Below are 25,344 nucleotides of genomic sequence, written 5' to 3' on the forward strand. Positions count from 1 at the left end.
GGCCGGCAACTGACTCGACTCTAGTCGAGCTTCACCCCCGCCGCACGGATCACCTTGCCCCACATCGCGCGGTCGGCGTTGATGAACGCTGTGAACTCGGCAGGCGTGTTGCAGCGCAGTTCGCCGCCGTAGTCGCGCCACTTCTTCGCCAGTTCCTGCGACTGGCAGGCCTTGGCCATGGCGGCGCTCAGCTTCTCGAGGATGGCCGTCGGCGTGCCCGCCGGGGCCAGCAGCCCCTGCCAGGCGATCGGCGTGTAGTCGGGCAGGCCCTGCTCGGCGAAGGTCGGCACGTTCGGGAAGCTGGGATGACGCTCCTTGCCCGTGATGCCCAGCAGCTTGAGCTTGCCGGCTTGCACGCTCGTGGCCGCGGCGGGCATCCCGTCGTACATCAACTGGACCTGTCCGGCCAGCAGGTCCGCGTAGGGGCTTTGGCTGTTGTAGGGGACGAGGTTCGACTTCACCCCCGCTGCGTTGTTGAACCACACGGCCGACAGGTGGGAGTAGCTGCCGATGCCTTGCGTGGCCACCGAGACGGAGTCCGGCCTGGCCTTGAGCTCGGTGATCAATTCCTTCGCGTCCCTGGCCTGGACGCCGGGGTGGGCGATGAGACCCGTGTTGAGCACGCCCATCAGGCTGATGGGCGCGAAGTCGCGCTCGGCATTGAAGGGCAGCTTGCCGTACAGGTGAGGCAACACCGAGAGTGAGCTCGTGGTGCCGATGTACAGCGAATAGCCGTCGTTGGCGGCCTTGGCGGCGACCTCCGTGCCGATGATGTTCGAGGCGCCGGGGCGGTTCTCCACGTAGAACGACTGGCCCAGGATCCTGGTGAGTTCGGCCGCCAGTTCCCGCGCATTGGCGTCCGGCCCGCTGCCCGCAGGGAAGGGGGCAATGATCCGCACCGGCTTGGTCGGGTAGTTGGCCTGGGCCGCCGCACCGGAAGCCGACAAGGCCAAGCCGGCGGCCGTGGCCAAGGCGGCGGAATGAGAGATGAGCCTCTTGAGCAAATTCATGAAATGTCTCCGTTTGCGAATACGTGCCAGTCGCACGGGGTCGGATCATACGAAAACAGTGTCTATTGTCAAATTATGATAATGACAATAATATTCGTCCAAGATTGACGAATATTCAGACAATCATTCTCGACAGGAGACAACGGATGCAAGCGACTAATCTCTCGGATCTGCGGTTCAGCCACATCGGCTTGTACGTGACGGATCTGCCCCGCATGGCGCGCTTCTACAAGCAGGCGCTGCGTTTCACGCAGACGGACGAGGGCGATCTGGGCCCGGTGCAACTGGTCTTCTTGAGCCGCGACCCGGGCGAGCATCACCAACTGGTGCTCGCGACCGGCCGTCCGGCCGACATGGCCTTCAACGTGGTCAACCAGATCTCGTTCCGGGTGCCGGACCTCGCCGCGCTGCGCCGCTTCCACGATCGGCTGCTGGCCGAAGGCGCGACCGACATGCACCCGGTGACGCATGGCAATGCGGTGTCCGTCTACTGCCGCGATCCCGAGGGCAATCGGCTCGAGCTGTTCATGGACACGCCCTGGTACTGCGACCAGCCGCTGCGCGAGCCGATCGACCTGAGCCAGCCGGACGAAGCCATCCTGGCGCAGGCCGAGGCCATCGCCAGGCGCTTCCCCAAGTTCATGAGCCGTGCGCAATGGCAGGCCGAAGTCGCACGCCGCATGCAGGAAGACCAGAATGCCTGAGCGTGCCGACATCTACGACGTAGTCATCGTCGGCATGGGCCCCACCGGGGCGACGCTCGCCAACCTGCTGGGCGCGGCCGGGCGTTCGGTGCTGGTGCTGGAGAAGGAGTCCGGCATCTTTCCGCTGCCGCGCGCCATCCACTTCGACGGCGAGGTGTTGCGCATCTTCCAGGCTGCGGGTTTGCGCGAGCAGGTGCTGGCCATTTCGCGACCCGGCACGCAGGGCATGCACTTCGTCAATGGCGCGGGCGAGACGATGCTGATCCGCGGCGGTTCGGCCGCTGCCGGCCCGCATGGGTGTGCCAACAACTACTACTTCCACCAGCCGCAGCTGGAGGCCGTGCTGCGCGAGGGACTGGCGCGCTTCCCGCAGGTGCACGTCAGGTTGCGCCACGAACTGGTCGAGGTGGAGCAGGGCGATGCGCTCGCCACCGTGACCTTTCGTTCGACGGAATCCGGCCGGACCCACGCCGCGCAGGCCCGCTACGTCGTGGGCTGCGATGGCGCACGTTCCCCCATCCGGCAAGCCATCGGAAGCCGGATGGTCGACCTCGGCCTTCGCCAGCCCTGGCTGGTGTTCGACGTGGTGCTGGAGCAGCCGGTGGATCTGCCGCCCTACACCGTCCAGTACTGCGATCCGCGCCGGCCGATGACCTACTGCAACGTGGTGGGCGAGCGTCGCCGCTGGGAAATCATGGTTCTGCCGGGCGACGACCGGGAGGCGCTCGTGCAGCCGGACAACCTGTGGAAGATGGTGGCCCCATGGGTGCGCCGCGACGAGGCGAGCCTGGAGCGGGCGGCCATCTACACCTTCCAGTCCGTGGTCGCCGACGGCTGGCGCGACCGGCGCCTGTTCCTGGCGGGCGACGCCTGCCACCAGACGCCGCCCTTCCTCGGGCAAGGCATGTGCGCGGGCATCCGCGACGCATCGAATCTGGCCTGGAAGCTGGACGCGGCGCTGGCGGGCCGGGCATCGGATGCGCTGCTCGACACCTACGAGTCCGAGCGCAAGCCGCATGTGCGCGCGCTCATCGAACTGGCGGTGCGCCTGGGCAACATCATCCAGACGACGGACCCCGCGCTCGCGGCGGAGCGCGACGCGAAGTTCCAGGCCGGGCGCCCCGAGATCTTCGAGCTTCCGCCGCAACTGCTCGGTGCCGGCGCGTTCGATCCCAGCGTGCCCGAACTGGCCGGGCGGCCCTTTCCCCAGCCGAAGCTGGACGATGGGCGCCTGCTCGACGAGCTGCTGGGGCGCCGTGGCGCCGTCATCGGCAGCCGGCAGGTGCTCTCCGCGGTATCGCCCGCCACCGCGTCGCTCTGGCAGCGCAGCGGCGCCATCGTCATCGACCAGCCGGATGCGAGCCTCGCGGAATGGTTGCGCTCGCACGAGGCCGGTGCCGTGATACTCCGCCCTGACCGATATATCGTCGGCGTGGCGCGTTCAGGGGCTGATCTGGATCGCATTTCGCAATACCTCCCCGTCGCGCCATGAATCATTCATCGGGGAATCTCCTTGTCGGAATCATCAACGTCCAGCCTGGAGCGCATGCTCGGGGTACTCGACCTCTTCGACGACACTCATCTGATGCGCACGGCGGAGGACATCGCCGCGGCGCTGGATGTGTCGCTGCCCACGAGCTACCGCTATGTGCGGCTCCTGCTGCAGGCCGGACTGCTGCAACGGGTGGAGGATTCGCACTACGCCCTGGGGCCGCGCATCATCCTGCTGGACCACTACATCCGGCGCGCCGATCCGGTGCTCAGGGTGGGGCTGCCTGTTCTGCGGGAGCTGGTCGATGCGACCGGATTCGACTGCGTGCTGACCGGTGTGTTCGGCCTGCAGGTGCTCGATACCTATCGGGAAATGGGCAGTTCCCCGGCCAGTCTCGCCTATGGACGCGGGCGGCCGCGGCCCCTGTTCCTGGGTGCCGCGCCGAAGGTGCTGCTCGCCTCCTTCGGCTCGACGCAGCTGAAGAAGGTCTTCGAGTCGAGACACAAGGAACTGGTGCGCTGCGGACTTCCGGCCGAGTGGTCCGAGTTCCGGCGCTACTACGCGGCGATCCGCAAGGCGGGGCACTACGTGTCCAGGGGCGAGCTGGAGCAGCAACTGGCGGCCGTGGCGGCGCCCATCCTCAAACCCGATGGCGGTGCCTGGGCCGCCATCTCCCTGGTGTTCGATACCTCGCGCCTGGCGATCGTCGACCTTGAAAAGATGGTCCATCTGATCACCGAGGCCGCAACGCGCATCGGAGGTCGGCTGGCCTAGATCCAACCCACTCTCCTTCTATCGCTATCAAGGAATCTTCATGAAACTCATCAGCTACCAATACAACGGCAAGGACAGCTACGGCGCCGTCGTCGGCGACCGCGTGGTCGACCTGGGCGAGATCTACGGCGTGCGTGCACCGGACCTGAAGGCGTTCATCGCCGCGGACCTCGTCCTGGACGCATCCGCGAAAGTCGCGGCTGCCAAGGCGACGCTGCCATTGAATGAAGTGAAGCTGCAGCCGGTGATCCCCAACCCCGGAAAGATCTTCTGCATCGGCCTGAACTATGCCGAGCACATCCGCGAGACCGGCAAGGAAGTGACGGAGAAGCCGGTGGTCTTCCTGCGCGTGGCCGACTCGCAGGCGGCGCATGGCGAGGACATCGTGCGCCCTCGCGTTTCCGAGCGGCTCGACTACGAAGGAGAGATCGCGATCGTCATCGGCAAGGGCGGCCGCCACATCTCCGAGGCGGATTCCTGGTCGCACATCGCCGGCTACAGCTGCTACAACGATGGCAGCGTGCGCGACTGGCAGGTCCACACCTCGCAGTGGGCCCCGGGCAAGAACTTCTGGAAGACCGGCGCATTTGGCCCGTGGATGGTGACCTCGGACGAGATCGCGCCCGACCAGAAGATGACGCTCGTCACCCGCCTGAACGGCCAGGAACTGCAGCGCGCCACCACCGACATGATGGTGCACAGCATCCCGCGCCAGATCGCCTACATCTCCGCCTTCCTCCCGCTGGAGGCCGGCGATGTCATCGTCACGGGCACGCCCGGCGGTGTCGGCAACAAGCGCACGCCGCGGGTCTTCATGAAGCCGGGCGATGTGTGCGAGATCGAGGTGGACGCCATCGGCGTGCTGCGCAACGGCATCCGCGACGAGTAGACAAGCCGCTGAGCCGGGCGTGGTGATCCGCGCTCCCCATTCCTGCGGAGACAGGCATGCACGACTTCTTGCGCCGAGGCAATGATGGCGATGCGATGGACCGACAGCACTCAACGACGCTCGGTTATCGCGCCTTCGGCATCGATGCTGCCGACGGCTCCAACAGGGCCGTCCGACGTGAGTGGCCCGTGCACTTCGAGGTCGCCATGCACGATGAGCGAGCCGTGTACGGTGAGGGGTCCACGAAACACCCTTTGGCCTCGGTATCTCCGTGCCGCAGGTTCGTTGGGAGGCACCCGGGCAAGCCATGCGGCCGTCAGCGGACCACGGACGTGGACATCCCCGGCGACCGTGACGGATCCGTCCACCGTCACAGGCCCCATCACGACGAGAGAACCACTGACGACCATGGGCCCCGACTCGACCGGCTGAGGGTACGCAGGCGGCAGCCAGATTGCAGCCGCAAGGATCAACAGGCCAGCCGCGGCGCGTGGCATGAGCAAGGCGATGATGCGTTTCATGCTGCTGTCTCCAGCCTTCAGGTCGGCGGCCGGATTCCCCAGCGACGCATGCGCCGGTACACCGTCATGCGTGCCAGGCCCATCTGATGAGCCACCGCGCTGATGTTCCAGCGCGATGCGCGCAGGTACTGCAGCAGCAGCATGGCTTCGGGCGATTGCGGACTGCCGGCCGGACTGGCGCCGTCGCCTGAGCCTGCTGTCGGCTCCGCGGCTTCCGGGGCTGCTGCGGACGTCGCGGCCAGCACGCTCTCGGGAAGCTCCGGCAATCCGATGGTGCCGCCCGGTCCGGCCATGGCCCGCGCAAAGTCCAGCGCGTTGCGCAATTCGCGCAGGTTGCCGGGCCATGCGTAGGCCAGCAGACGCTGCTCGGCCGCCGGGTCCAGTTGGGTTCCGTCGGCCGAAGTGCTGAGAAAGCGGCCGACGAGCCAGGCCAGGTCCCGGCGCCGGCGCAGCGGTGGCAGCGTGAGGTGCGCGCCCGCCAGGCGGTAGTACAGGTCTTCCCGAAAGCGTCCTTCGCGCACGCGCGCCGGAAGGTCGGCGTGCGTGGCGGCGAGCACGCGCACGTCGACCTTGATGGCACGCGTGGCGCCGATGGGCAGCACTTCGCGTTCGGCGAGCACGCGCAGCAGGCGCGCCTGCATGGCCAGCGGCATGTCGCCGATCTCGTCCAGGAACAAGGTGCCGCCATCGGCCTCCTGCACCAGGCCGCGCTTGCCCTTGGGTGCTGCGCCGCTGAAGGCGCCGGGCAGGTGACCGAACAGCTCGCTTTCGATGAGCGTCTCGGGAATCGCGGCGCAGTTCACGGCCACGAAGGCCCGGTCACGGCGCGGGCTGGCCGCATGGAGTGCGCGCGCCAGGTACTCCTTGCCGCTGCCGGTTTCGCCGGTGACCAGCACGCTGACCTCCGTCTCTGCCAGGCGCGCTGCGCGCTGCAGTTGCTGGTCGAGCGCTGCATCGCCACCGCTCAACGCGGCCAGCGGCGAGGGCAGGTCGATGACGTCGGTCGCGTGCGCCACCACACGGCTGGGCGGCGCGATGGCGTGCAGGAAAAGGCGCGTGCCGCCGCGCAGCGCCACGGCGCGGCGTTCGCCCGGCATGGCGCGCAGATAGCGGCCGAGGTCATTGAGGCGCAGCTCGAACAGTTGCTCGAAGGCCAGGCCCAGAACGCAGCTGCCGTGGGCATCCTCCAGCAGCAACTGGGCGGCGCGGTTGTGGCCCACCACGCGGCCGCCCGCGTCCAGCGCGACGAGGTAGTCCGGGCTGATCTCCACGAACTCCGGCGACGGATGGAGCTTGAGCACCCAATCGCTGCGGAACCAGCGCAGGAAGTTCGCGCTCTCCACACGGTGCGCGTACAGCTTGACCAGCTGCAGCGCCAGGTGCTGGCTGTTCTTGGCCTGCGGCGAGGTGAGCGCCGAGATGTCGAGCACGGCCGTCAGGTGGCCCAGCGGGTCATAGATCGGCGCGGCGGTGCAGGTCAGCGGAATGTGGGTGGCATCGAAGTGGTCGGTCTGGTGCACGACCAGTGCCTGGCCCGTGGCAATCGCAGTGCCGATGGCGCAGGTGCCGGCGAGGTGCTCGTTCCAGTCGCTGCCCAGGTACAGGCCGGTGCGGCGCAGGTCCGGGTCCAGCCGCAGGTCGCCCAGGTAGTCCACCGTCACGCCGCGCGCGTCGGCCAGCAGCACGCAATAGCCCAGGTCACCGACCTGCTGGTGGATGGCCTCCAGCCCGTGGCGCGCAATGGAAAGGAATTCCTCGATGCGCTCGCGGTGCTCGCGCACGCGCTGCGAGGGCAGGATGATGGCTTCCTGCATGCGCGTGGGGTCCAGCTTGTGCTGGTGCACGCAGCGCGACCAGCTTTCGCGGATGAGCGGGTCGATGTCCGGCCCGGCGATGCCCGCATGGGGGTCGACCAGCCGGATCACCTCGTGGATGTGCTCGCTCTGCGCTGTCTGCATGCGCTGTCTCCTGCTGTGGGCTCGATGCGGCATCGCCACCGCCCCGGTGGCGGCCAATATAAACCCCGCGCAGGATCAGGTGCGCAGCTTGCGTCCGAGCAATTGCTCGACCTTCGCGGTCTTGGCCTGCAGCCGTCCGCCAGGCCCGTCGCGCCAGTCGACCTTCAGGTTCAGGCCGATGCGCGTGCAGCCGGCCTGGCGCAGATGGTCGAAGCACGCCTTCACGAGGGCAAAGCTTTCGTCCCACTCGCCCTCGACGATGGTGCCCATCGGCGTGAGCTGGTAGGGCAGCCCGCTCTTGTCGATGATGTCGATGACCTGTGCCACGTAGGCGCTGACACTGTCGCCGTCGGCACGCGGCGAGATCTGGAATTCGAGCAGAACCATGGGTCTTCCTTTTGTTGCGTCTCTTGCTTCTCTTGCGTTTGCTCACATGGCGCCATCGAGGCCCTTCTGGCGCAACGCTTCGGCCAGCCGGCCAGCCCAGCCACCGGGGGGCGCTGCTCGCCCGGCCCGCGTTGCTTCGGCCGCGACGCTCGTCAGGGCGTCCTCACGGTAACGGCGCGCCTGCCCCAGGCCTTCTTCGAAGGCGTTGGTGGCGGCGGTGAGCTCGGCCGGGTCGGCGTCCAGCACGATGACGGCATGCGCCAGCACGACGGGCACACCTTCCACGCGCCGCCATGCCTGTGCGGTGCCCACCAGCTTGCGGCCACCGGCGGCGAGGTTGTAGCGGCCATCGCAGAACGAGCCTTCCACCGGCTGCGGCGATGCAGCCACGCCCAACGCGGCCAGCGTGCGTTCCAGCAACTCGCACAGTTCACGGTAGACCGCATCGGCCTGCGCCGGCTCGGATTGCACCGTGCGCCACAGAAGGCTCAGGTTCCAGAGGCCCGGCCCTTGCGGCACCAGCCCTCCGCCCGATGAACGCACGTGCGCGGGTGTGCCCGACTGCGCGCAGCGCGCCTGCCAGTCGGCCCAGCCCGGCGCGCGCGCGTAGCTGGCCGGCACGGCCCAGCCCGGCTGCCCTTGCCACAGATGCGCTTGCGGCCCGGACCCTGCGGCCACCGCCTGCGCCCAGCCGCGCTCGGCGGCGATGCCATCGGCCAATGGCATGACATGGTGCTCGAGCATGGCAAAGCGTGGCAGCAGCATGCGGCGATGCTAACCAGCCCGCGCCAGGTGCTTCAGAAGGGCCGCATTGACCTCGCTGGCCTTTTCCAGCATGGCCATGTGGCCGGTGTCCGCGAAGCGGATCACCTCGCTCTGCGGCCCCGCGTTGGCGGCCTGCGCGACGGGAATGACCTGGTCGTCCTCGCCCCAGAACACCAGCAGCGGCTTGTCCAGCGCCTCCAGCCGCTCGGCCAGCACGGTGTTCTGCCGGCCTTCGGCGAACAGCGCGGTGCCCAGCTCGGCCAGCAGGGGCTCGATGCCGTCCAGTCGCTTGTACTTGAGCATGTCGTCCACCATCTGGCGGCTGACCAGGGTGGGGTCGGCAAACAGCTGCTCCAGCACGGGCTTCAGGTCGCGCCGCGATTCCGCCTGCACGAAGCCGTCGGTGTAGCCGGTGTTGATCTCGTCGCCCAGCCCGGCCGGGCTGACCAGTGCCACGCTGGCCACGCGCTCGGATGCGTCGAGCGCCAGTTGCAGTGCGATGGCGCCGCCCATCGAATGGCCTACCAGGTGCACCGGGCCTTGAACGCCCGCCTGATCGAGGAAACGCGCGATGAAGCCTGCAAGCGCAGGCAGCGAGGTGCCGGGCAGCTTGGCATCGCTGCTGCCGTGGCCCGGCAGGTCCAGCGCGATGACGGGGTGCCGCTCGGCCACGGCGTCGAGGTTGAACAGCCAGTTGTTCAGGTCGCCGCCGAAGCCGTGGATGAACAGCACCGGCAGACCCCGTTCGGAACCTCGCCTCGCATAGCGGATGCGGATGCCGTCCACTTCGGCGCTTTCGAAGGCGGGGCCGCTGTCCTCGTCGTCGGCACCTGCTTCCGGCACTTCGAATGTAGCGATGTAGGCGTCGATGTCGGCATCGCCCACCTCGGGTTCGGCCATGACGGCCAGCAGCGACTTCACCGGCAGCAGCTCGCCGCTCTGGCCCACGATGCGACGCAGCAGGCCTGCGTCGGCGGCCTCGACCGCGTTCGAGATCTTGTCGGTCTCGACTTCGACGATTGCCTGGCCGACCGCGATGCGCTCGCCTTCCTTCACGAGCCAGTCCTGCACCGTGCCCTCGCGCATCTCCAGGCCCCATTTGGGCATCACGATAGGGGTGATCTGTGTATCGCTCATCTCAGTGCGCTCCCTTGCCCAAGGTGCGGCGTGCGGCGGCGGCGATCTGCGCTGCGCTGGGGATATAGAGATCTTCCAGCGCGGGTGAGAAGGGCACCGGCACGTGCGGCGGCGCGACCATCTCGATCGGCCCCTTCAGCGCAGCGAAGGCCTGCATCGCCACCTGCGCGGCGATGTCGGTGGCGATGTTGCAGCGCGGGCTGGCCTCGTCCACGCACACCAGGCGGCCGGTGCGCTCCACGCTCTCGAGCACCGTGTCCATGTCCAGCGGCGAGAGCGTGCGCAGGTCGATCACCTCGGCTTCGATGCCTTCCCTGGAAAGCAGCGCGGCGGCCTCCAGCGCACGGTGCACCATCAGCCCGTAGGTGACGATGCTCAGATGCTTGCCGTCGCGCACCACGCTGGCCTCGCCGAAGGGAATGGCGTAGCTGGCTTCGGGCACCTCGCCTTCCAGGCCATACAGGTTCTTGTGCTCGCAGAAGATCACCGGGTCGTTGTCGCGGATGCTCTGGATCAGGAGGCCCTTGGTGTCGTAGGGCGTGCTGGGGCACACCACCTTCAGGCCGGGGATGTGGGTGAACAGCGGCGTGAGCATCTGCGAGTGCTGCGCCGCGGCCCGGAAGCCCGCGCCTACCATGGCGCGGATGACTACGGGCGTCTCGGCCTTGCCGCCGAACATGTAGCGGAACTTGGCCGCCTGGTTGAAGATCTGGTCGAAGCACACGCCCATGAAGTCGATGAACATCAACTCCGCAATGGGCCGCATGCCGCAGGCCGCGGCGCCAATGGCCGCGCCCACGTAGGCGCTTTCGCTCAGGGGGGTGTCCAGCAGCCGGTCGCCGTGCTTGGCATGGAGGCCCTTGGTCACGCCGAGCACGCCGCCCCAGGCGTCCTGCTCGCCCTGCGCACCGGCGCCGCCGACGATGTCCTCACCCATCATGATCACGCTCGCGTCGCGCGCCATCTCCTGGTCGATCGCCTCGTTGATGGCGGTCTTCATGCTGATCTTTCTGGCCATGTTGGTCTCCTGGGTTTCTCTTGTTCAGTACTTCACGTACACGTCGGTGGTCAGTGCGGCGGGCGCGGGCTGCGGGGCGGCCTTGGCTTCGGTGCAGGCGCGCTCGATCAGGTCCAGCACCTCGCGGTCGATGGCGGCCAGCTCGTCGGCCTTCACCAGGCTGGCGCCGGTCACGGCATCGGCGAAGTGGCGCAGGCAGTCGCGGTTGGCGCGGATGTGCTCCAGCTCGCCCTTGGCGCGGTAGGTCTGGGCGTCGCCCTCGAAGTGGCCGTAGAAGCGCACCATCTGGCATTCCAGCAACGAAGGTCCGCCACCTTCGCGGGCGCGGCGGATCACTTCGCCCGCGGCTTCGTGCACTGCGAAGAAGTCGGTGCCGTCCACGGTCACGCCGGGCAGGCCGAAGCCGGCAGCGCGGTCCACGTAGCTGTCGACCGCGGTGCCGTAGTCGCGCGAGGTGGCCTCGGCATAGCCGTTGTTCTCCACCACGAAGATCACCGGCAGGTTCCACACCGCGGCCAGGTTCAGGCTTTCGAGGAAGGTGCCCTGGTTGCTGGCGCCATCGCCCACGAAGCAGATGCCGACATCGCTGGGACCGCCTGCCTTCGCGCGGTACTTGGCGGCCAGCGCCGCGCCGCACACCAGCGGCGCGCCGGCACCGAGGATGCCGTTGGCGCCCATCATTCCCTTGGAGAGGTCGGCAATGTGCATGGAGCCGCCCTTGCCGTTGCAGGAGCCGCCGGTCTTGCCGTAGATCTCCTTCATCATGCCCACCACGTCCACGCCCTTGGCGATGCAGTGGCCGTGGCCACGATGGGTGGAGGCGATGCGGTCGCCATCGCCCAGGTGGCTCATGATGCCGACGGCGGTGGCTTCCTCGCCGGCGTACAGGTGCACGAAGCCGGGAATGTCGCCGCGCGCGAAGTCCACGTGCAGGCGCTCCTCGAATTCGCGGATGGTGCGCATGCGGCGATAGGCCGCCAGCAGGGCCGGCTTGTCCAGCGGGAAGGGGTTGTCACTAGGCATGGTGCGTCTCCTTGGGGTGGTGGTAAGTAACGAAGAAGCCATTCAGGCCGCGCTGCACAGCAGGCCGCGCAAGGCGGCCTCATGCAGGCAGCGGCCCACGTCGATGGTGGAAAAGGCGTTCGCGCGCACGCTGATGCGCACGCGTTCGCCGGGGCCGAAAGCGAGCTCGCGCTCTCCATCCAGCGCGACCACGCCGGCCGCATGGCGCGCGATGAAGTCCTGGCCTGGCGGCATGGCCTCGACCTGTTCGATGCCGATGGCGCGCACCATGCCCGGCGCGATGGGCGCGCGCACGATCCGCTTACGGCGCGCAGGCTCGGGCGCCAGATGCACGGCGAGCCCGCCCGGCGCATCGCGTGGCACCGGTTGCAGCAGGCCGCCGATGGAAGAGAGGCCGATGGCCTGCGCTTCGGCGAATGCCAGGTAGACGGCACGCAGTCCCTCGGGCTTCCACAACGCGCGGGCTGCGATGAGGCGTTCGTCGGCCAGCACCGCATCCACCAATGCGATGTCGCAGCGCGTGCCGGCGGGGCTATCGATGCGTACGTCCAGCAGTTTGTTGGAGGCCAGGGCCACCTCGGCAGGCAACCGGCCCGTGGCGTACAGGCCGACGGCGAGGCCGGCAGTGGTGGATTCGCGCAGCTCGGGAAAGGCGTTGTTGGTGCCGGTGGACAAGCCGCACACCGGCACGGTGTCGCGCCAGTCGGCGGTGCCTGCCACCAGCTCGCGCACCACGGCGCGGTGCGTGCCGTCGCCGCCCAGCACCACGATCGCGGTGGCCCCGGCATCGCGCAGCAGTCGCGCGGCGCGGCAGCTGTCCTCCACCGTGGCGACCGGCACCATGTCCAGCAGCTCGACCTGCGCCAGCACATGGCCCTGGCGCTGTTCGCGCGCAAGGTGGCGCGCAAGCATCGCGACCAGTCCGGCGCGGTCCGGCATCATCAGGACGCGCGAAACGCCCGTGGCCGCCAGCGCGGAGAGCAGGCGCAGGACGATGTTCACGCGGTCCGGCAACTGCAGGTTGCCTGCATTGGCAACGATGCGCCGGATGTCCCGTGCGGAGACGGGGTTGGCGATCAGGCCGACGACCGGAGATGCGAAGCTGGGCGCATGTGACATGGCCTCTATTGCGCAATCGGCGTGCCAGAGGCCGGCAAGCAAGTGGCCTTTCCTCTGGCGCCAAGTGGGGGCCTACGGGTTTCCCCACGGGCCAGGGACTGCAGCGATGTGACACGTGTCACTGCACCCTGTGACACGCAATAGCATGTGGGAGCGAAGCGATCCGACGACTGTGCATGCACTCTCGACCGGATGCATTGGCCGAGCATGGAATGGTCGTTCACTCCAGACTGCGATCTGGTACAGGCGCTACCGGGCGAACGTGAGGCGATGGTTACCGCGCATCACGCCATGGCGCGGGTAGGTGGTAAGAACTTTCCCGCGCTGCCGGCCTTCAGGGCAACTGTGGCCGTTCCCCTCGATAGCCCGCCACTCAGAGGACGCGCTACGCACGGCCCGGAGGGGCGCGCTCAGGAGCCCGTGCGTTCGTGGCGGTCGGCAGCTGCGAAGAGGTCGTCCGAGAAGCCGCGGTGGGAGTGGGCCAAGGTCCATGCCCAGTCACGTAGTGCGTCGGCCTCTGCCTTGCGCGTCAAGGGCACGTCGGGGGCCGGCATCTTCCACCCGGTCAACAGGCGCAGAAGCCAAGCCAGCGCGCGACGGGACAGTGCGTTGGGGAAAGACGAGTCGCGGGGCGCCTTGATGGAAAGACCGTTGGCAAGCGTGGTCGACATAGGGAAGGTCCTCTGGAGGGTCGTGATGATGTAGCCCTCAATTTTAAGGGTTAACCCTAGTATTCGCTTTTCTCTGGCTGTGAAGAGGGAGGGATCGTCTGCGTGGAAGCGCCCGGGAGCGCCTGCAAATATGTGACCCACCGCCGTTTTTCTCTCCGTGCCGGACAGCCAGAATCGCGCCTTTTTGCCCGTTGCCCATCCATGCCCGTAAGGGTCTTGATCGACTTCACATCGCCTGATCCCGCCACGCCTGCATTGCGCGGCGCGTTTGAACGTCCGTTCGATGCCACGGCGCGAACAAGGCCAGGCGTTACCTTGACGGACGTGTCTTCTGTGCTATTCCCTGCGGCTCATGAACTCTGAATCCTTGGTACGCAGGTCCGATGCCAGAGATGCGACGGGGGAGGTGCTTCCTGGCGACATCATCACTTCACGGGTTCCATTGGATGCGGGGCATCAGCAGCCGACCGGCAGCACCCAGCGGGAACCAATACCGGCGCACCGAACCCTCGGCGTGACGGATTGGCCCGAATGGATGTTCTTTGCCGTTCTGGCGGTGGTGTTCCTGACGTTCGGAGGCGCGATCTTCCTGGACAAGGAGAGCCGCGAGTTGCCCCGGGCATTGGCGTCCGTCCCGTTGGTGCTCGGCGAGCTTCATCCCCAGATCAGTCATGTCGTGGAGAGCGCGCCGGACGACGGCGCACTCGAAATCACGCTCCTCCAGGCCTCGCCCATGTACCCGGCGAGCGTCGTGGCCGAGTTCGCCAGCGACGCCTTGGTGGTCTTGCAACGGATGCATGAGTTCTTCCCGAAGGTCGGCAATCGGGTTGTTCGATTCGTGGCAAAGGCCCCCCTGCATCCAGCTGATGCTGATTGGGAAGGGCAGGCTCCGGTGTTATCGATCGATTTCGAGCGGAGCGAGGTGCTTGCAAAGGTCGTTGCGCCCGAATTCACCTCCCAGGATCTCCTGAACCACGCGTTGGCGATCCAGTACCTGAACGACGTGAGTGGCCCGCGATATGTGGAGGCATTCTGCCGTGATGAGGTGTCGAGGTCCGCGGAGATCTTCTGCGAGAGGGAATTGGGGGACAGGTAGTGCCGCCCCGCTGCCGCATCGTTCAAACGGATTGGTGGCGGACTGCTTTCCTCGCCGTTTGTTTGTGAATGGAGACAAGAGAATGCCGTTGAAGTTGCTCGCCCGAATGGGCAAGGAATCGCTGCCGATGCTGGTGCGCGAGAACGATTCCATGAACAAGGTGCTTGCGCTGAAGGCTGCTGGCCTGGTGCATGCGCTTGAATCGGAGGATCAGGACGAGATGCTGGTCAACCTGACCGACAAGGGCCGTCGCGCGCTCGAGCCGCAGCGGGAGCCGACAACCGAGTAGGGCGCTGCGAATGTCCGTTGAGCGCCAGCTTGCAGCCTTCAGTGGTCGCCTGCTGGAAGTCCGCTTTTGCTGCCGAGCGAGCGGAAAAGGTGCGGGCGGGCTTCAGCAGACCCGTTCGAACCAGGGGCGGGTGCGGTCATGCATGGCGCTGATCGCGACGACCTCACCCGCTTCAAGCTGCACAGGTGCATCGAAAAGGTAGACCGTGTGCTGCCAGTTCGCCGCTGGCCTGGGGCGGGAGGGATGATTTTCGAACACCACGCCCTGACCGAACTCGAACCGGATCCACTGGATGACGCCGTAGCAAAGGCCGCTCGTCACCGCGGGAATATCAATGCGCTTCCTTTCTGGCGGAAATTGCGATTGCGCCACGAAGTCAAATCGGAAGGCTTCCACGTCGGCACTTAGCAGTACTCGCGGCAAGTCCTCGCGATGGATGGGCCGCTTCTTCGGATAGATGGCGTTGAAGGGGCTCAGGTCGAAGCCGAAGGCCTTGTCCACGTGCAGTTCCGTCCCGAGCTCGTCGCCCGAGACAAGAGCGATCATGAGGCTTCCGCGCGCCGGCAGCACCTCGCCGCCTTCCTTCAGCAGCCGGGCCTTTGCGTCTTCGAGCGCAGGAAGGACATGCTCGCCGAGCAGTTCGCTGGAAAAGATCTCGTGCACCAGCACATCGGCCTTCTCCGGCAGGTCGGTGCCGAGCTGAACCTTGAAGGAAGGTTTCGCCAGGACGCTCACTTGATCCTGGAAGTTGTTGCGCCTGACGATCTCCGAGGCGGTGTGTGCGACCAGGTCGACCGCTTCGCACGTGACGACCTTGCGCGCGCCCAACCTGGCGGCCATCATGGCCAGCAGGCCCGACCCGGTGCCGACCTCGAACACCGTCTTTTCGGGCGTGACGACGGCCTTCAGCCCTTCGAAATAGGCGAGGTTGCGCTCCTCCTCGTTCATCATCGGGACGTGCCAGTAGGGGACCAACTGGCTCAACAGCCAGTCCTTGCCAAACTTGGCGGTCAGGTTGTCCGGACTGACCTTCAGGATGTCGCGACACAGCTGGATCGCTTCACCGCCGCGCTTGAGGTGGAGCAGGCAGACGCTGGCCTTCTGCAAGGTGGCACCGTCGTCCGGCCTTGCCGCGAGTACCGCCTTGTAGTTCGCGGCCGCCTGTTCGGGGTTTCCAGCAGCTTCGTACGTATCCCCCTGGCTGAGCATAAGGTCGATGTCGTTCGGGGCGAGCTGGATCGCGCGCGCGAACGAAACCAGGGCTTCCTCGTAACGCCCGGTCGCCTTCTGGGCGTTTGCGCGGACCGTCCAGGCCGGAACGCAGGCCGGATCGATCTCGATTGCACGGCCTGCGGCGCGCAAGGCGGCATCGAACTCGTGCAATCCGAGCCTGCTCTCGGCCAACCCGGTCCAGCCGCCCGGATCGGCTGGAAACTTGTCCGTGTAGAGGGTGAACGTGCCCGCAGCCTGCGTGAAGTCCTTCAGTTCCCGCTCGCACAGCCCGATGTTGAACAGGACGTCCGCATTTCCCGGCTCGCTCGCGCGAACCTGCACCAGCCACTCGCGCGAGCGCGCGAAATTGCGCTCCATGAGGTGCATCGTCGCGCACAGGCGCTTGAATTCCATCGCCGCGTCATCCTGCGAGCACAGGGCCTCGCATTCCGCAATGGCTTCTGCACGTCGGCCCTCCCTGAACTGCGTCTTCAATACATTGATCTTGGTGTTCATAAGACTGCGTGGAACTGCTGGTACGGGAGGTGCAAAATCATATCCGCGCGCTCATGCTCGGGATGGCGAAGAACGCCCCTGTCGCCCAAGAAAATATGGCCAGGAACGGCATCCCCAGTGTGGTCGTCTTTGGGACGATGTGGCCGGTCCATCCCGCTGAACTACGTGCCAGGCGCAACTTCGAAGAGATGCACATTTCTGTTAACCGCCAATTGCATACGAGAGCCGGCGCGGCCCTGGCCGGCCCGTCGGTGTGGGGCCCGAAGCATCTCGCCGAGCGGATCCGCCTGCCGGGCCGCGGGTCACTGTGAGCTGGATCACCGTCATCTGGTCCATGGTCGCGGCGGCGTGCCTCACGCTCGCCGGGGTGCTGCTGCCGGTCTGGGTCAGAGATCGCACGGCCAGACCCTACTTCTTCTTTTCGCTCATGGCCGTGGCGACCACGGGCTTCGTGTTCTGCGACTTGCGGATGATTCAAGCGCAGACCCCCGAAGAGTTCAGCTCCGCGGTGAAGTGGATCCATGTGCCGATCTGGTTCTTGCTCGTGTCGCTTGTCGCCTTCGTACGCGTATACCTGAACGCTGGTCGCCCGTGGCTCGCGTGGAGCGCCATCGGGCTGCGCACGATCTCGCTGCTGCTCAATTTCACGACGGGACAGAACCTCAACTACAACGAGATCACCCAACTCCGGCGCGTTTCGTTTCTCGGCGAGCTCGTGTCTGTTCCCGTGGGCGTGCCGAATCCATGGATGCTGGTCGGGCAGTTGGGCGTGCTGCTGATTCTGATCTACGTGGCCGACGCCAGCGTCACCGCCTGGCGTCGCGGCAACAGGCGCACGGCGCTCAGGGTCGGAGGCATCCTTGCGCTTCTGCTGCTCGCTGCCGCGGGGCAGTCCGCGCTCCTGGTGTGGGGCGTCATCAAGGCGCCCACCACGCTCAAACTGGTCTACCCCGGGATCATCGTCTTGATCGGGTACGAGGTGAGCAGAGAAGTACTTCGGGCGTCGCAGCTCGTCCACGAGTTGCGCGAAGGCGAACAGCGCATGAATTTGGCCGCCGAGGCTGCAGACGTTGGGATCTGGGTCCGGGATTTCGCGCGGAAGGACTTCTGGGCCAGCGCCAAGTGGCGCGAGTTGTTCGACTTTGCACCCGCGCAAGAGGTGGACCTGGAGCGAATGCTGACGAAACTTCATCCGGATGATCGCGACCCGGTCCGGCAGGCTCTGGCGAAGGCGGTCGCGGACGGCGGCGAGTACGCGTCGGAATTTCGCCTGGCGCTGCCGGACGGCCGCGTCCGCTGGATTGCGGCGCAAGGCCGGGTCGACCTCGACGCCGATCGGCGGCCAATTCGCATGCGCGGCGCCTGCACTGATTGCACTGGGCGCAAACAGGCGGAGCGGGAAATGCTGCAGCTGCGGCACGAGATCGTCCACGCGGGGCGGGTCTCGGTGATGGGCCAGTTCGCCTCCGCGCTGGCGCACGAAATCAACCAGCCGCTCGGTGCGATCCAGCGCAATGCGGAGGCGGCATCGATCCTGCTGCAGGCGGGCTCGCCGGACCTTGACGAGATCCGCGCGATCGTCGACGACATCCTCAGCGACGATCAACGTGCCGGCGCAGTCGTCGACCGCATGCGCGCGCTGCTCAGGCGACGCGAGATCGAGATCCAGCCGCTCGACGTGGACGAGCTCATCGGCGACGTTGCGGCGCTCTCGCGTCCCGACGCCGCGGCGCGGCAGGTGAGTCTGGTGCTGGAGATCGCAGACGACGTGCCGCCGGTCCTTGGCGACCGTGTACATCTTCAGCAGGTATTGCTCAACCTGATCTCCAATGGCATGGACTCGATCGACGAAGCGGGCAGGAAGGTCCGGCGCATCGCCGTGAGCGCTGTTCGCGACGGGGCACGAGCCGTGGAGATTGCGGTGAGCGACAACGGCGTGGGCATCCCCGCCGACAGGCTCGAGCAGATCTTCGGTTCATTCTTCACCACCAAGCCGGCGGGAATGGGCATGGGCCTGTCGATCTCGCGCACCCTCGTGGAGACACATGGCGGTCGGCTGTGGGCGGAGAATCTCGATGATGGTGGGGCGAGGCTTCGCTTCACGCTGCCGATTTCCTCGCAGGTGCCCTCGGACGCGGCGACGGAGGTTGCCGCGACATGAACGCGACTTCATCCACGGTCTACCTCGTCGACGATGATGTGTCGTTCCTCACGGCCACGTCGCGACTGCTGCGAGCCAGCGGATTCGCGGTGCAGACCTTCCAGTCCGCGCACGATTTCCTCGCGCATTCCGTCGCCGACGCGCCGGGTTGCGTGGTGGCTGATCTGCAGATGCCCGGATTGAACGGACTGGATCTGCAAGCGGCGCTCGCCCAGGCATCCAATCCGATGCCGCTGCTCTTTCTGAGCGGCCAAGGCGATATCGCCTCGACCGTGCGCGCGATGCGCGGCGGTGCGGAGGACTTCCTGGAGAAGCGCGCGCCCATGGAACAGCTGCTCGACGCTGTGCGGCGCGCCCTGGCGCGCAATGCGCAGGAACGCGAGGAACGAGCCCGGCGACTTGCGCTGCGCGAGCGCTTCGACGCGCTTTCGGCCCGCGAACTCGAAGTACTCTCCCATGTCCTGCGGGGACGGCTCAACAAGCAGATGGCCAGCGACCTTGGCATTACGGAGCGAACCGTAAAGTTGCACCGCACGGCGATCATGACGAAATTGGGGGTGCGATCGGTCGCGACACTCGCGCGACTGACCCAGGAGGCCGGTGTCATGCCCGCCGACGCGCCCACCTTCCCTTAGGGGCAGTAGACGGGCGGCGCCGCGACGCCCACAGTGTGCACACGGACTTTCGATGAGCACCCAGCCTCCTATCTACGTCGCGGTCATCGATGACGATGAAAGCCTCGGCCGATCGCTCGGACGGTTGCTGCGTGCGTCGGGCATGCAGCCCATCACCTATGTGTCGGCGGAGGCATTCCTCGCGGACACGAAGCCGCCCCGGTTCGATTGCCTGGTGCTCGATGTGCAGCTTGGCGGTATGTCCGGCATCGCACTCGCCAGGCGCCTGGTCGCGGAGGGGGGTGGGAACCCGCCTTTCATCTTCATCACCGCGCACGACGATCCGGAAACGCGCGCCGGTGCGCAGGCCGCGGGCTGCGCTGCCTACTTTCGCAAGAGCGATTCCGGCGTCCGGGTTCTCGAGGCCATCCGCCGCCTGACGACCTGATGGCCATCGCGGGCAGGCGCCTGCAACTTCCCCTTCGGGCAGTAGACGCCCAGCAAGCCCAAGGCCACAGTGCATACAGGATTCGCATGAGCAAAGGGGAGAAACATGCCAAAACTCATCCTGATGGAGCACCCCGGGAAGACCCGGCAGGTGTCGCTGGGACCACATGAAACGAAGATCGGGCGCGCCTCGACCAACGACATCGTGATCGACGTGAACCAGGTGAGCCGCGTGCATGCGTCCATCATGGTCGGTCCGGCGTTCGTCACCCTGAGGGATCTTGGCAGCCGCAACGGCACGTTCGTGAACGGCGTCAAGGTCGAAACGCTGGTTCTGGCGAACGGCGACAGCATCAAGATCGGCGAGTGCGAGATGCGCTTTCTAGCCAACGACCAGGAATACAGCCAGGTTGACGCGCTGCGCCTCCTGACGGTTCCCGGCCTGCTGATCGACATCGACGGGGCGGCGAATCCGTTGCACGGCCAGAAGCGCTGATGTTGCGCAGCGTGCGTGGCCCTGTGCGGGGAAACGGGTGGGAAATCTGTGCAAGGCCGATGCGGCCACGCATGAACGTCGCCTCGAAACAACGATGACATTCAAGGAACTGCGCATCAGTGGGCCGGACTTTGCGCCCTATGTCCTTGGCGAACCGATGTACGTCCACGACCGAAGCGTTCAACTGGGAACTCTTGATCCCATTCACGTGACCCGAGCTGGAACGAACGTTCATATTGGCCGATTCATTGCCACGAGATTTCTCAAAGCCGGAAAGCGGAACATCGATCCCTTGGTGCTCCTCGAGGTCATCTCTTTCATCTCGGAGCGCTTCCTCGCCGTTCAGACCGTGAGCTTTTCCTTGCGCAGCGAAGTCGCATCCTACGAGGATGGCTTGAAGATCGCCTCTGCGCGGGCGGCACTGCTACAACGGATCGGAACGCACCGTGTCACGATCAGCCCACAGCCAGATTCAACAACACCGGGCAACTTTGTGGTCCATGGGGTGTGGGCGTACAACGAGCTCAATCTTGCGGCGCTTGGCCAATGTCTCAAGCTTGAGCGGGAGATCTACCGCGACTGCGAAGTGCTCGCACCGGAAGCCCGGCGAAGCCTGCGCAGCCGCCTGCGTCGGTTGCTGTCGCGAGACGAAAATTTTTGAACCAAACAAGCGGAGCTTGGCGAGGCTTGTCGAGCGCGAGTGCCGTCCGATTCGCACATCAAGGTCGGCGATCAAGACAGGAATACCGCGCTGCAGCCTATGGCGCGATTGCCGCCAACAACTTCGCGGTACGTTCGGCACCAGCGTTATTTTTCGCCGCGACCGCCACGTCGTGGGCCCGGGCCCAATAGTCTCTGGCAAGTTCTGGCTTGTTCGTGGACGCATGCCCCAGCAGCAGCAGATCCTGATAGATCTTCTCGCTCGCGCCCGCAGCCTTGTCCATCTTCAACGCTTCCTGAAGCAGAGGCACTGCAGCGGCCGGCGTCCTCAAGGCGATGTAGGCGCTCGACTGCAGACGCAGTGCGTTCGCCCGTTCCAGCGCATCGTCCTTGGCCAGCGCGCTGTGGGCCTGTTGCGCCAATCGCAACCCCTCCTCGGCACGACCGGCATTCAAAGCCATGTAGGCCTTCAGATTGAGGATCTTTCCCTTCACACTGCAACTGCTGCCGCAGAGGGCCCCAGCCCGATCGAGCGATTGTTGGGCGCTGGCAGGATCGCTCGCCTGCACGGCCATCGCGCGCCTCAATGCGGCTTCAGCGCGCCGGTCCGCGCTGAACGCGAGTCGTGGTTCTTCCAGCACCATGTCCAGTTGCTTGAGCGCCTCGTCCTGGCGACCCAGACCGACATAGACCGTGGCCAGGTTCAGCCGTGCGGCTGCGATGGCGTCATCGTCCTCGACCGACTGTGCGATCACGAGGGCTTGCTGGAAAGACACCAGGGCGCGCGGCAGATCGCCGGCCTTGACGCGATCCATCCCCTGCGTGCTGGAGCCCTGGGCCTGGATCTGCGCAGCCGAGCGGGCGGGCGCCGTCGAGCACGCCCCAAGCAGGACCGCTCCCGCTACACACAGGACGCAGGCGATCAGTCGGCGCGCGCGGCTCATGGCGCTTCTCCAGGCAGCGGCAGGCCGCCGATGCTGTCGATCGGCAATGACTGCGGCGTGGTGGGCGTGCCCGTCAACATGCTGATCGGCCAGGTCTGACGCGCACTGCTCACCATCTGGTTCGTCTGCGTTGCGGCGGCCTGCACCTGGTCGAGCACGCCTGGCAGCTTTTCGGAAGCCTGCGCCACCATGGCCTGCACGTCGGCGCTGGCCTTCTGTGAGGTTGCCGCAGCCTGCTGCACCTTGTCGATTACCGCCGGCGCTGCCTGCTCCACGACTTCGATGGTGCGGCTGGCCCTTTGCATCGTCGCCACGGCGCCGCTCTCGATGGTCTTCACGGTCTGCCCGGTCTGATCGATCACCTCGCCGGTCTTTTCGGCGATGGCGGGCATCTTCGACACGACGTCCTGGCCTGCCTTCAGGGTCTGCTGGAAGGCTCCCTCCGGATCCGTCAGGCTCTCGGTCAGTTTGCGCGCGTCAGCGATCACGGGCATCCATGCCGCCTGCATCTCCTGCAAGAACTGGCCGCCATCCTTGTTGCGCTCGAAAGCAAGCAACTCGCCGGGATCGAGAGGTTGCGTGCGGCCGCGCGGGGGCACGAGGTCGATCGTCGGCTGGCCGATCGTGGTGTCCTGGATCAATCGCGCGCGGGTTCCCTTCGACAGGCCTGCCATGTAGCCGTGATCAATGCCCAATTCGATCCTGGCGCCTTGGTCATTGGACTGCGCCGTGGGCAACTCGATCTTGCGAACGCTGCCGATGACGACCCCGCGCGTTGTTACCCGCATGCCCTCGGCGATTCCGGCCGCATCGGGCGCTTCGACGTAGAGGCGCTGCTGGGGACTGAACGACCACCGCTGCTGGTAGGCGATGTAGGCCAACAGTGCGGCGACAAGCGCAATGAGAGCAATGACGGCGGCAGCGTCGCGCCTCGAACCGGGCTTGAACATTGACATTCTCCGGCAGTCAATAGGGCCACAGGGGTGGATCGAACTACGCCACGCACTGTAACCGCCTGAGTGAGATTCCAGGGTGGGGAGCAGGTGCGCGCACTGCCGATGCGTCGTCTGGAGTGCCGGGCTTCACGACACGAAGGTCCAATAGCCAGAGTTCGATCCACCGGAAAGTGTCTTCACAGTAGATTTACATCTCGATACAGTTGTATCCATCAGCCCGACTTGCACGATGTCTTGCATGGCGATGACTGCCGTTTCCACGCGCTGTCATTGAGCAACTTCCGATCGCCGTTGCGATCGTTGGCGACCATGGAAAAGCATCCGAGGCGTCCAACTCTTCCCGAGGTGAAAAGACAACGGCTATGCAATCTCCAGATCTAGAAACCGTCAAGAAGGTCAGAGTCGCGCTGCAGCAGGTGATCTCGGCGCGTGAGCATGGCGTTCAGGCTGTGCCGTACTTCGCCCCAACCGACATTGGCACGCTCCCTTCCTACGAGCGGGAGAGAGAGCTGAATGTCAAGGAAGAGACCGACTACGGGAATCGTGTGCGCGCTGGCGTCCACATGACGCTCTCCGCAGCAGTTTCGGCGCTTGAAGTCGCAGAAGCGCTCATGGAGAACTTCGACATCGTGGACGCCAAGGATCGCAAGCGCGAGTTGATTCGATGCTCGCTGAATGCCCGAGTCGCAAGGGATGCAGCGGCCGAAGCTGCGGCAGTCTTGTCGGGACAGCAGGCACCCAAGTCCGATGCGATGGTGGAGATCAAGCGGCTGAAGTCGGCACTCTTTCAGCGATTCGGGATCGGCGAGCAGGAGAACGCATGATTGGCAATCTTTCGAAGCAACTGATGAACGCACGCGCCTTGGCCCGCTGGATTCTGGGGGCGGCCGTCGCGAGCGCCATGGTGACGAGCGCCGTCGCCGCCGACATTGTGGTGGGGCAGGTAGCGCCGCTCACGGGCTTGGAATCCAAGCAGGGCCTGAGCTACGCGGCCGGCCTGCGGCTCGCTTTCGACAGCGTCAACAAGCAAGGCGGCGTGAATGGCAATACCTTCACGCTCGCGCGCGTCGATGATCGCAGCGAGCCCGCGTCCACCGTCGAGCAAACGCGCAAGCTGGTCGCGGAGCAACGCCCGCTCGTGCTGGCCGGCTACTTCGGCGGCCGCAACCTGGCGGCGCTCCTGGCCTCCGGCATTCTGGACCAGCAGCGCCTGGCGCTCGTGGGCTATCGCACGACCGGGATTCCGCCCGCGCATCCGCTGCTGTTCAACGTGAGGGCCGACATCCGCGACGAGCTGGCCAAGCTCACCGAGCACTTGGCGACCCTGGGCATCACCCGTCTAGGCCTGCTTCACGAGGCCGGAGCCGACGCAGTGGTTGCGGCGGCCGACGAGGCGGCCGGCCGGGCAAAGGCCACCTTCGTTACTCGCGCCTCTTATGCGCCGGACAGCAAGAGCACCGCGCCCTTGGTGTCGGCGTTTCTCAAGACCCCGCCGCAGGCCATCATCATGGTGGCCAACGGCGCCGTCACGGCGGCCTTTATCGAGCGCTATCGCATGGAGGGCGGCGCGGCACAACTCGTCGCGTACTCCGGCGCTGAGGTCGAGCAGCTGTCGCAGCGACTGGGCGAGGAACAGATGAAGGGCGTCGTCATCTCGCAGGTCACGCCCAACCCGTACAAGAACAGCAGCCGCCTCACCCGTGAGTTCGCGGAGGCCGCCAAGGCGCAAAAGCTCGACATGCCGGTCAGCTACGTGATGATGGAGGGCTACATCGCGGGCCGCGTGATCATCGAGGCAGTGCGGCGGCAGGGACGCGCGCCTACGCGCGAAGCAATGACGAGCACGCTTAGCGCCTTGAACGACTACGACCTCGGAGGCTATGTCGTCGGGTTCAGGCCCGGCGCGAGGGCCGGCTCGAAATATGTCGAGCTGTCGATCATCAGCAGCGAGGGCAAGATTCAGCAATAGGGCGATCGACGGGCATCGAGCCCCTCTTCGTTCCAGAAGGTCCCGTTCATCTCGCTCGCCGCGTCTTGATGACGGCTTGCTTCGCTTGCCTGGCAAGGCTATCCGTTCTGTGCACGGCGGCCAGGCGCCGGCGCGCAGCCCCGCGCTGCGAGAAGAATCTACAAACTTTTGAACTACACTGGGCCCGGCAAAAGTCACAACCCTTTCCCCATCGACGATCTGACGTGAAAAAGGAGCTGCGCAAACTCGCGCAATCGCACGGACTGATGGGGCGGCAAAAGGCAATGCAGGCTGTGACCGTCCTTCGCATGTACCGCAAGGATCCCAAGGCCAACGACTTCTTGCAGCACGAGGCGGAGCCCATACTTCGCAAGGTGCTCTACCACCTGCGCCAGGCTGCCATCCTCGAAAGTCTGGCTGAACGTGATGCGACGCAGCCTTTTCTGCCATCGCCAGGGGTTACGCATTCCGGCCGCGAGTGATGGGTCATGTGCGGCTGGGATTCAGAGCTTTTTC

General features: G+C 65.8%; 28 protein-coding genes. 15 read left to right on the plus strand and 13 right to left on the minus strand.

Annotation, left to right across the window (positions count from 1 at the left end; translation table 11 throughout):
- Positions 1-20: 20 nt before the first annotated feature.
- On the minus strand, positions 21-1,010 hold the full coding sequence (locus BLW05_RS19935) for a Bug family tripartite tricarboxylate transporter substrate binding protein (RefSeq protein ID WP_093165281.1): 990 nt from the start codon (positions 1,008-1,010) through the stop codon (positions 21-23).
- 146 nt (positions 1,011-1,156) lie between these two features.
- On the opposite strand from BLW05_RS19935, the gene BLW05_RS19940 reads away from it, so the two are divergent.
- From BLW05_RS19940 to BLW05_RS19955, 4 genes are read left to right on the plus strand one after another with little or no spacing between them, the layout of a single operon-like run.
- On the plus strand, positions 1,157-1,714 hold the full coding sequence (locus tag BLW05_RS19940; RefSeq protein ID WP_093165282.1) for a VOC family protein: 558 nt from the start codon (positions 1,157-1,159) through the stop codon (positions 1,712-1,714).
- Positions 1,707-3,206, plus strand: coding sequence for a bifunctional 3-(3-hydroxy-phenyl)propionate/3-hydroxycinnamic acid hydroxylase MhpA (locus tag BLW05_RS19945; protein WP_093165283.1), 1,500 nt, complete (start codon positions 1,707-1,709; stop codon positions 3,204-3,206). Before BLW05_RS19940 ends, BLW05_RS19945 begins: the two co-directional genes overlap by 8 nt.
- Before the next feature lie 21 nt (positions 3,207-3,227).
- Positions 3,228-3,980 (plus strand): IclR family transcriptional regulator, encoded by a 753-nt coding sequence (locus BLW05_RS19950; protein ID WP_256330400.1) that lies wholly within the window; start codon positions 3,228-3,230, stop codon positions 3,978-3,980.
- Positions 3,981-4,020: 40 nt separating this feature from the next.
- Positions 4,021-4,869 carry a fumarylacetoacetate hydrolase family protein gene (locus BLW05_RS19955; RefSeq protein WP_093165285.1) on the plus strand — a complete coding sequence of 283 codons (849 nt, stop codon included), beginning with the start codon at positions 4,021-4,023 and terminating at the stop codon, positions 4,867-4,869.
- Between the two features lie 110 nt (positions 4,870-4,979).
- Here BLW05_RS19955 and BLW05_RS19960 read toward each other — a convergent pair whose 3' ends face one another.
- From BLW05_RS19960 to BLW05_RS35450, 9 genes are all read right to left on the minus strand, one after another.
- Positions 4,980-5,390 (minus strand): hypothetical protein, encoded by a 411-nt coding sequence (locus BLW05_RS19960; RefSeq protein ID WP_093165286.1) that lies wholly within the window; start codon positions 5,388-5,390, stop codon positions 4,980-4,982.
- A gap of 17 nt (positions 5,391-5,407) precedes the next feature.
- The gene (locus BLW05_RS19965; RefSeq protein WP_093165287.1) at positions 5,408-7,348 is read right to left on the minus strand and encodes a sigma-54-dependent Fis family transcriptional regulator; all 1,941 of its coding nucleotides are present in this window, start codon (positions 7,346-7,348) and stop codon (positions 5,408-5,410) included.
- 75 nt (positions 7,349-7,423) lie between these two features.
- The gene (locus BLW05_RS19970; protein WP_093165288.1) at positions 7,424-7,735 is read right to left on the minus strand and encodes an MTH1187 family thiamine-binding protein; all 312 of its coding nucleotides are present in this window, start codon (positions 7,733-7,735) and stop codon (positions 7,424-7,426) included.
- A 42-nt stretch (positions 7,736-7,777) separates the two neighbouring features.
- Entirely contained in the window at positions 7,778-8,500 is a 723-nt protein-coding gene (locus BLW05_RS19975) for a lipoyl protein ligase domain-containing protein (RefSeq protein ID WP_093165289.1), read from the minus strand.
- Between the two features lie 9 nt (positions 8,501-8,509).
- A complete protein-coding gene (locus tag BLW05_RS19980; RefSeq protein ID WP_093165290.1) occupies positions 8,510-9,637 on the minus strand; it encodes an acetoin dehydrogenase dihydrolipoyllysine-residue acetyltransferase subunit in 1,128 nt (375 codons plus the stop codon).
- 1 nt (position 9,638) lies between these two features.
- Positions 9,639-10,655, minus strand: coding sequence for an alpha-ketoacid dehydrogenase subunit beta (locus BLW05_RS19985; protein ID WP_093165291.1), 1,017 nt, complete (start codon positions 10,653-10,655; stop codon positions 9,639-9,641).
- A gap of 24 nt (positions 10,656-10,679) precedes the next feature.
- Entirely contained in the window at positions 10,680-11,678 is a 999-nt protein-coding gene (locus BLW05_RS19990) for a thiamine pyrophosphate-dependent dehydrogenase E1 component subunit alpha (RefSeq protein ID WP_093165292.1), read from the minus strand.
- 42 nt (positions 11,679-11,720) lie between these two features.
- Positions 11,721-12,797 (minus strand): ATP-NAD kinase family protein, encoded by a 1,077-nt coding sequence (locus BLW05_RS19995; RefSeq protein WP_093165293.1) that lies wholly within the window; start codon positions 12,795-12,797, stop codon positions 11,721-11,723.
- Positions 12,798-13,207: 410 nt separating this feature from the next.
- Positions 13,208-13,468 (minus strand): hypothetical protein, encoded by a 261-nt coding sequence (locus BLW05_RS35450; protein WP_143044869.1) that lies wholly within the window; start codon positions 13,466-13,468, stop codon positions 13,208-13,210.
- A gap of 352 nt (positions 13,469-13,820) precedes the next feature.
- On the opposite strand from BLW05_RS35450, the gene BLW05_RS20005 reads away from it, so the two are divergent.
- Together BLW05_RS20005 and BLW05_RS20010 are read left to right on the plus strand one after the other, a co-directional pair.
- Entirely contained in the window at positions 13,821-14,564 is a 744-nt protein-coding gene (locus BLW05_RS20005) for a hypothetical protein (protein ID WP_143044870.1), read from the plus strand.
- An 82-nt stretch (positions 14,565-14,646) separates the two neighbouring features.
- Positions 14,647-14,853, plus strand: a complete 207-nt coding sequence (locus BLW05_RS20010; protein WP_143044871.1) for a hypothetical protein — start codon at positions 14,647-14,649, stop codon at positions 14,851-14,853.
- 102 nt (positions 14,854-14,955) lie between these two features.
- On the opposite strand, the gene BLW05_RS20015 is transcribed toward BLW05_RS20010, so the two are convergent.
- A complete protein-coding gene (locus BLW05_RS20015; RefSeq protein ID WP_093165297.1) occupies positions 14,956-16,581 on the minus strand; it encodes a protein arginine N-methyltransferase in 1,626 nt (541 codons plus the stop codon).
- An 8-nt stretch (positions 16,582-16,589) separates the two neighbouring features.
- On the opposite strand from BLW05_RS20015, the gene BLW05_RS20020 reads away from it, so the two are divergent.
- The 6 genes from BLW05_RS20020 (at position 16,590) to BLW05_RS20045 (ending at position 20,960) form a co-directional block, all read left to right on the plus strand.
- The gene (locus BLW05_RS20020) at positions 16,590-16,892 is read left to right on the plus strand and encodes a hypothetical protein (RefSeq protein ID WP_093165298.1); all 303 of its coding nucleotides are present in this window, start codon (positions 16,590-16,592) and stop codon (positions 16,890-16,892) included.
- A 56-nt stretch (positions 16,893-16,948) separates the two neighbouring features.
- Positions 16,949-18,742: an ATP-binding protein gene (locus tag BLW05_RS20025; RefSeq protein WP_256330401.1), complete on the plus strand. Its 1,794-nt coding sequence runs from the start codon at positions 16,949-16,951 to the stop codon at positions 18,740-18,742.
- Complete coding sequence (locus tag BLW05_RS20030) at positions 18,739-19,377, plus strand: response regulator transcription factor (protein ID WP_093165300.1); 639 nt, start codon at positions 18,739-18,741, stop codon at positions 19,375-19,377. The genes BLW05_RS20025 and BLW05_RS20030 overlap by 4 nt, the downstream gene beginning before the upstream one ends.
- A gap of 52 nt (positions 19,378-19,429) precedes the next feature.
- Entirely contained in the window at positions 19,430-19,804 is a 375-nt protein-coding gene (locus BLW05_RS20035) for a response regulator transcription factor (protein ID WP_093165301.1), read from the plus strand.
- 105 nt (positions 19,805-19,909) lie between these two features.
- Positions 19,910-20,299 (plus strand): FHA domain-containing protein, encoded by a 390-nt coding sequence (locus tag BLW05_RS20040; protein WP_093165302.1) that lies wholly within the window; start codon positions 19,910-19,912, stop codon positions 20,297-20,299.
- A 94-nt stretch (positions 20,300-20,393) separates the two neighbouring features.
- Positions 20,394-20,960, plus strand: a complete 567-nt coding sequence (locus tag BLW05_RS20045; protein ID WP_093165303.1) for a hypothetical protein — start codon at positions 20,394-20,396, stop codon at positions 20,958-20,960.
- Between the two features lie 97 nt (positions 20,961-21,057).
- On the opposite strand, the gene BLW05_RS20050 is transcribed toward BLW05_RS20045, so the two are convergent.
- Entirely contained in the window at positions 21,058-21,903 is an 846-nt protein-coding gene (locus BLW05_RS20050) for a tetratricopeptide repeat protein (RefSeq protein WP_093165304.1), read from the minus strand.
- Positions 21,900-22,853: an MlaD family protein gene (locus BLW05_RS20055; RefSeq protein ID WP_177142739.1), complete on the minus strand. Its 954-nt coding sequence runs from the start codon at positions 22,851-22,853 to the stop codon at positions 21,900-21,902. Before BLW05_RS20055 ends, BLW05_RS20050 begins: the two co-directional genes overlap by 4 nt.
- A gap of 368 nt (positions 22,854-23,221) precedes the next feature.
- Between BLW05_RS20055 and BLW05_RS35455 the strand changes: the two genes are divergently transcribed.
- The 3 genes from BLW05_RS35455 to BLW05_RS20075 all read left to right on the plus strand — a co-directional run bounded on the left by BLW05_RS35455 (position 23,222) and on the right by BLW05_RS20075 (position 25,310).
- Positions 23,222-23,683, plus strand: a complete 462-nt coding sequence (locus BLW05_RS35455) for a hypothetical protein (RefSeq protein ID WP_143044872.1) — start codon at positions 23,222-23,224, stop codon at positions 23,681-23,683.
- Positions 23,680-24,828: an ABC transporter substrate-binding protein gene (locus BLW05_RS20070; protein WP_256330402.1), complete on the plus strand. Its 1,149-nt coding sequence runs from the start codon at positions 23,680-23,682 to the stop codon at positions 24,826-24,828. The genes BLW05_RS35455 and BLW05_RS20070 overlap by 4 nt, the downstream gene beginning before the upstream one ends.
- A gap of 224 nt (positions 24,829-25,052) precedes the next feature.
- Complete coding sequence (locus BLW05_RS20075) at positions 25,053-25,310, plus strand: hypothetical protein (RefSeq protein ID WP_143044873.1); 258 nt, start codon at positions 25,053-25,055, stop codon at positions 25,308-25,310.
- The last annotated feature ends 34 nt before the right edge of the window (positions 25,311-25,344 follow it).

Origin of the sequence: Variovorax sp. YR216 (assembly GCF_900107745.1) — a bacterium.
In the GTDB taxonomy this organism is placed as follows: domain Bacteria; phylum Pseudomonadota; class Gammaproteobacteria; order Burkholderiales; family Burkholderiaceae_C; genus Variovorax.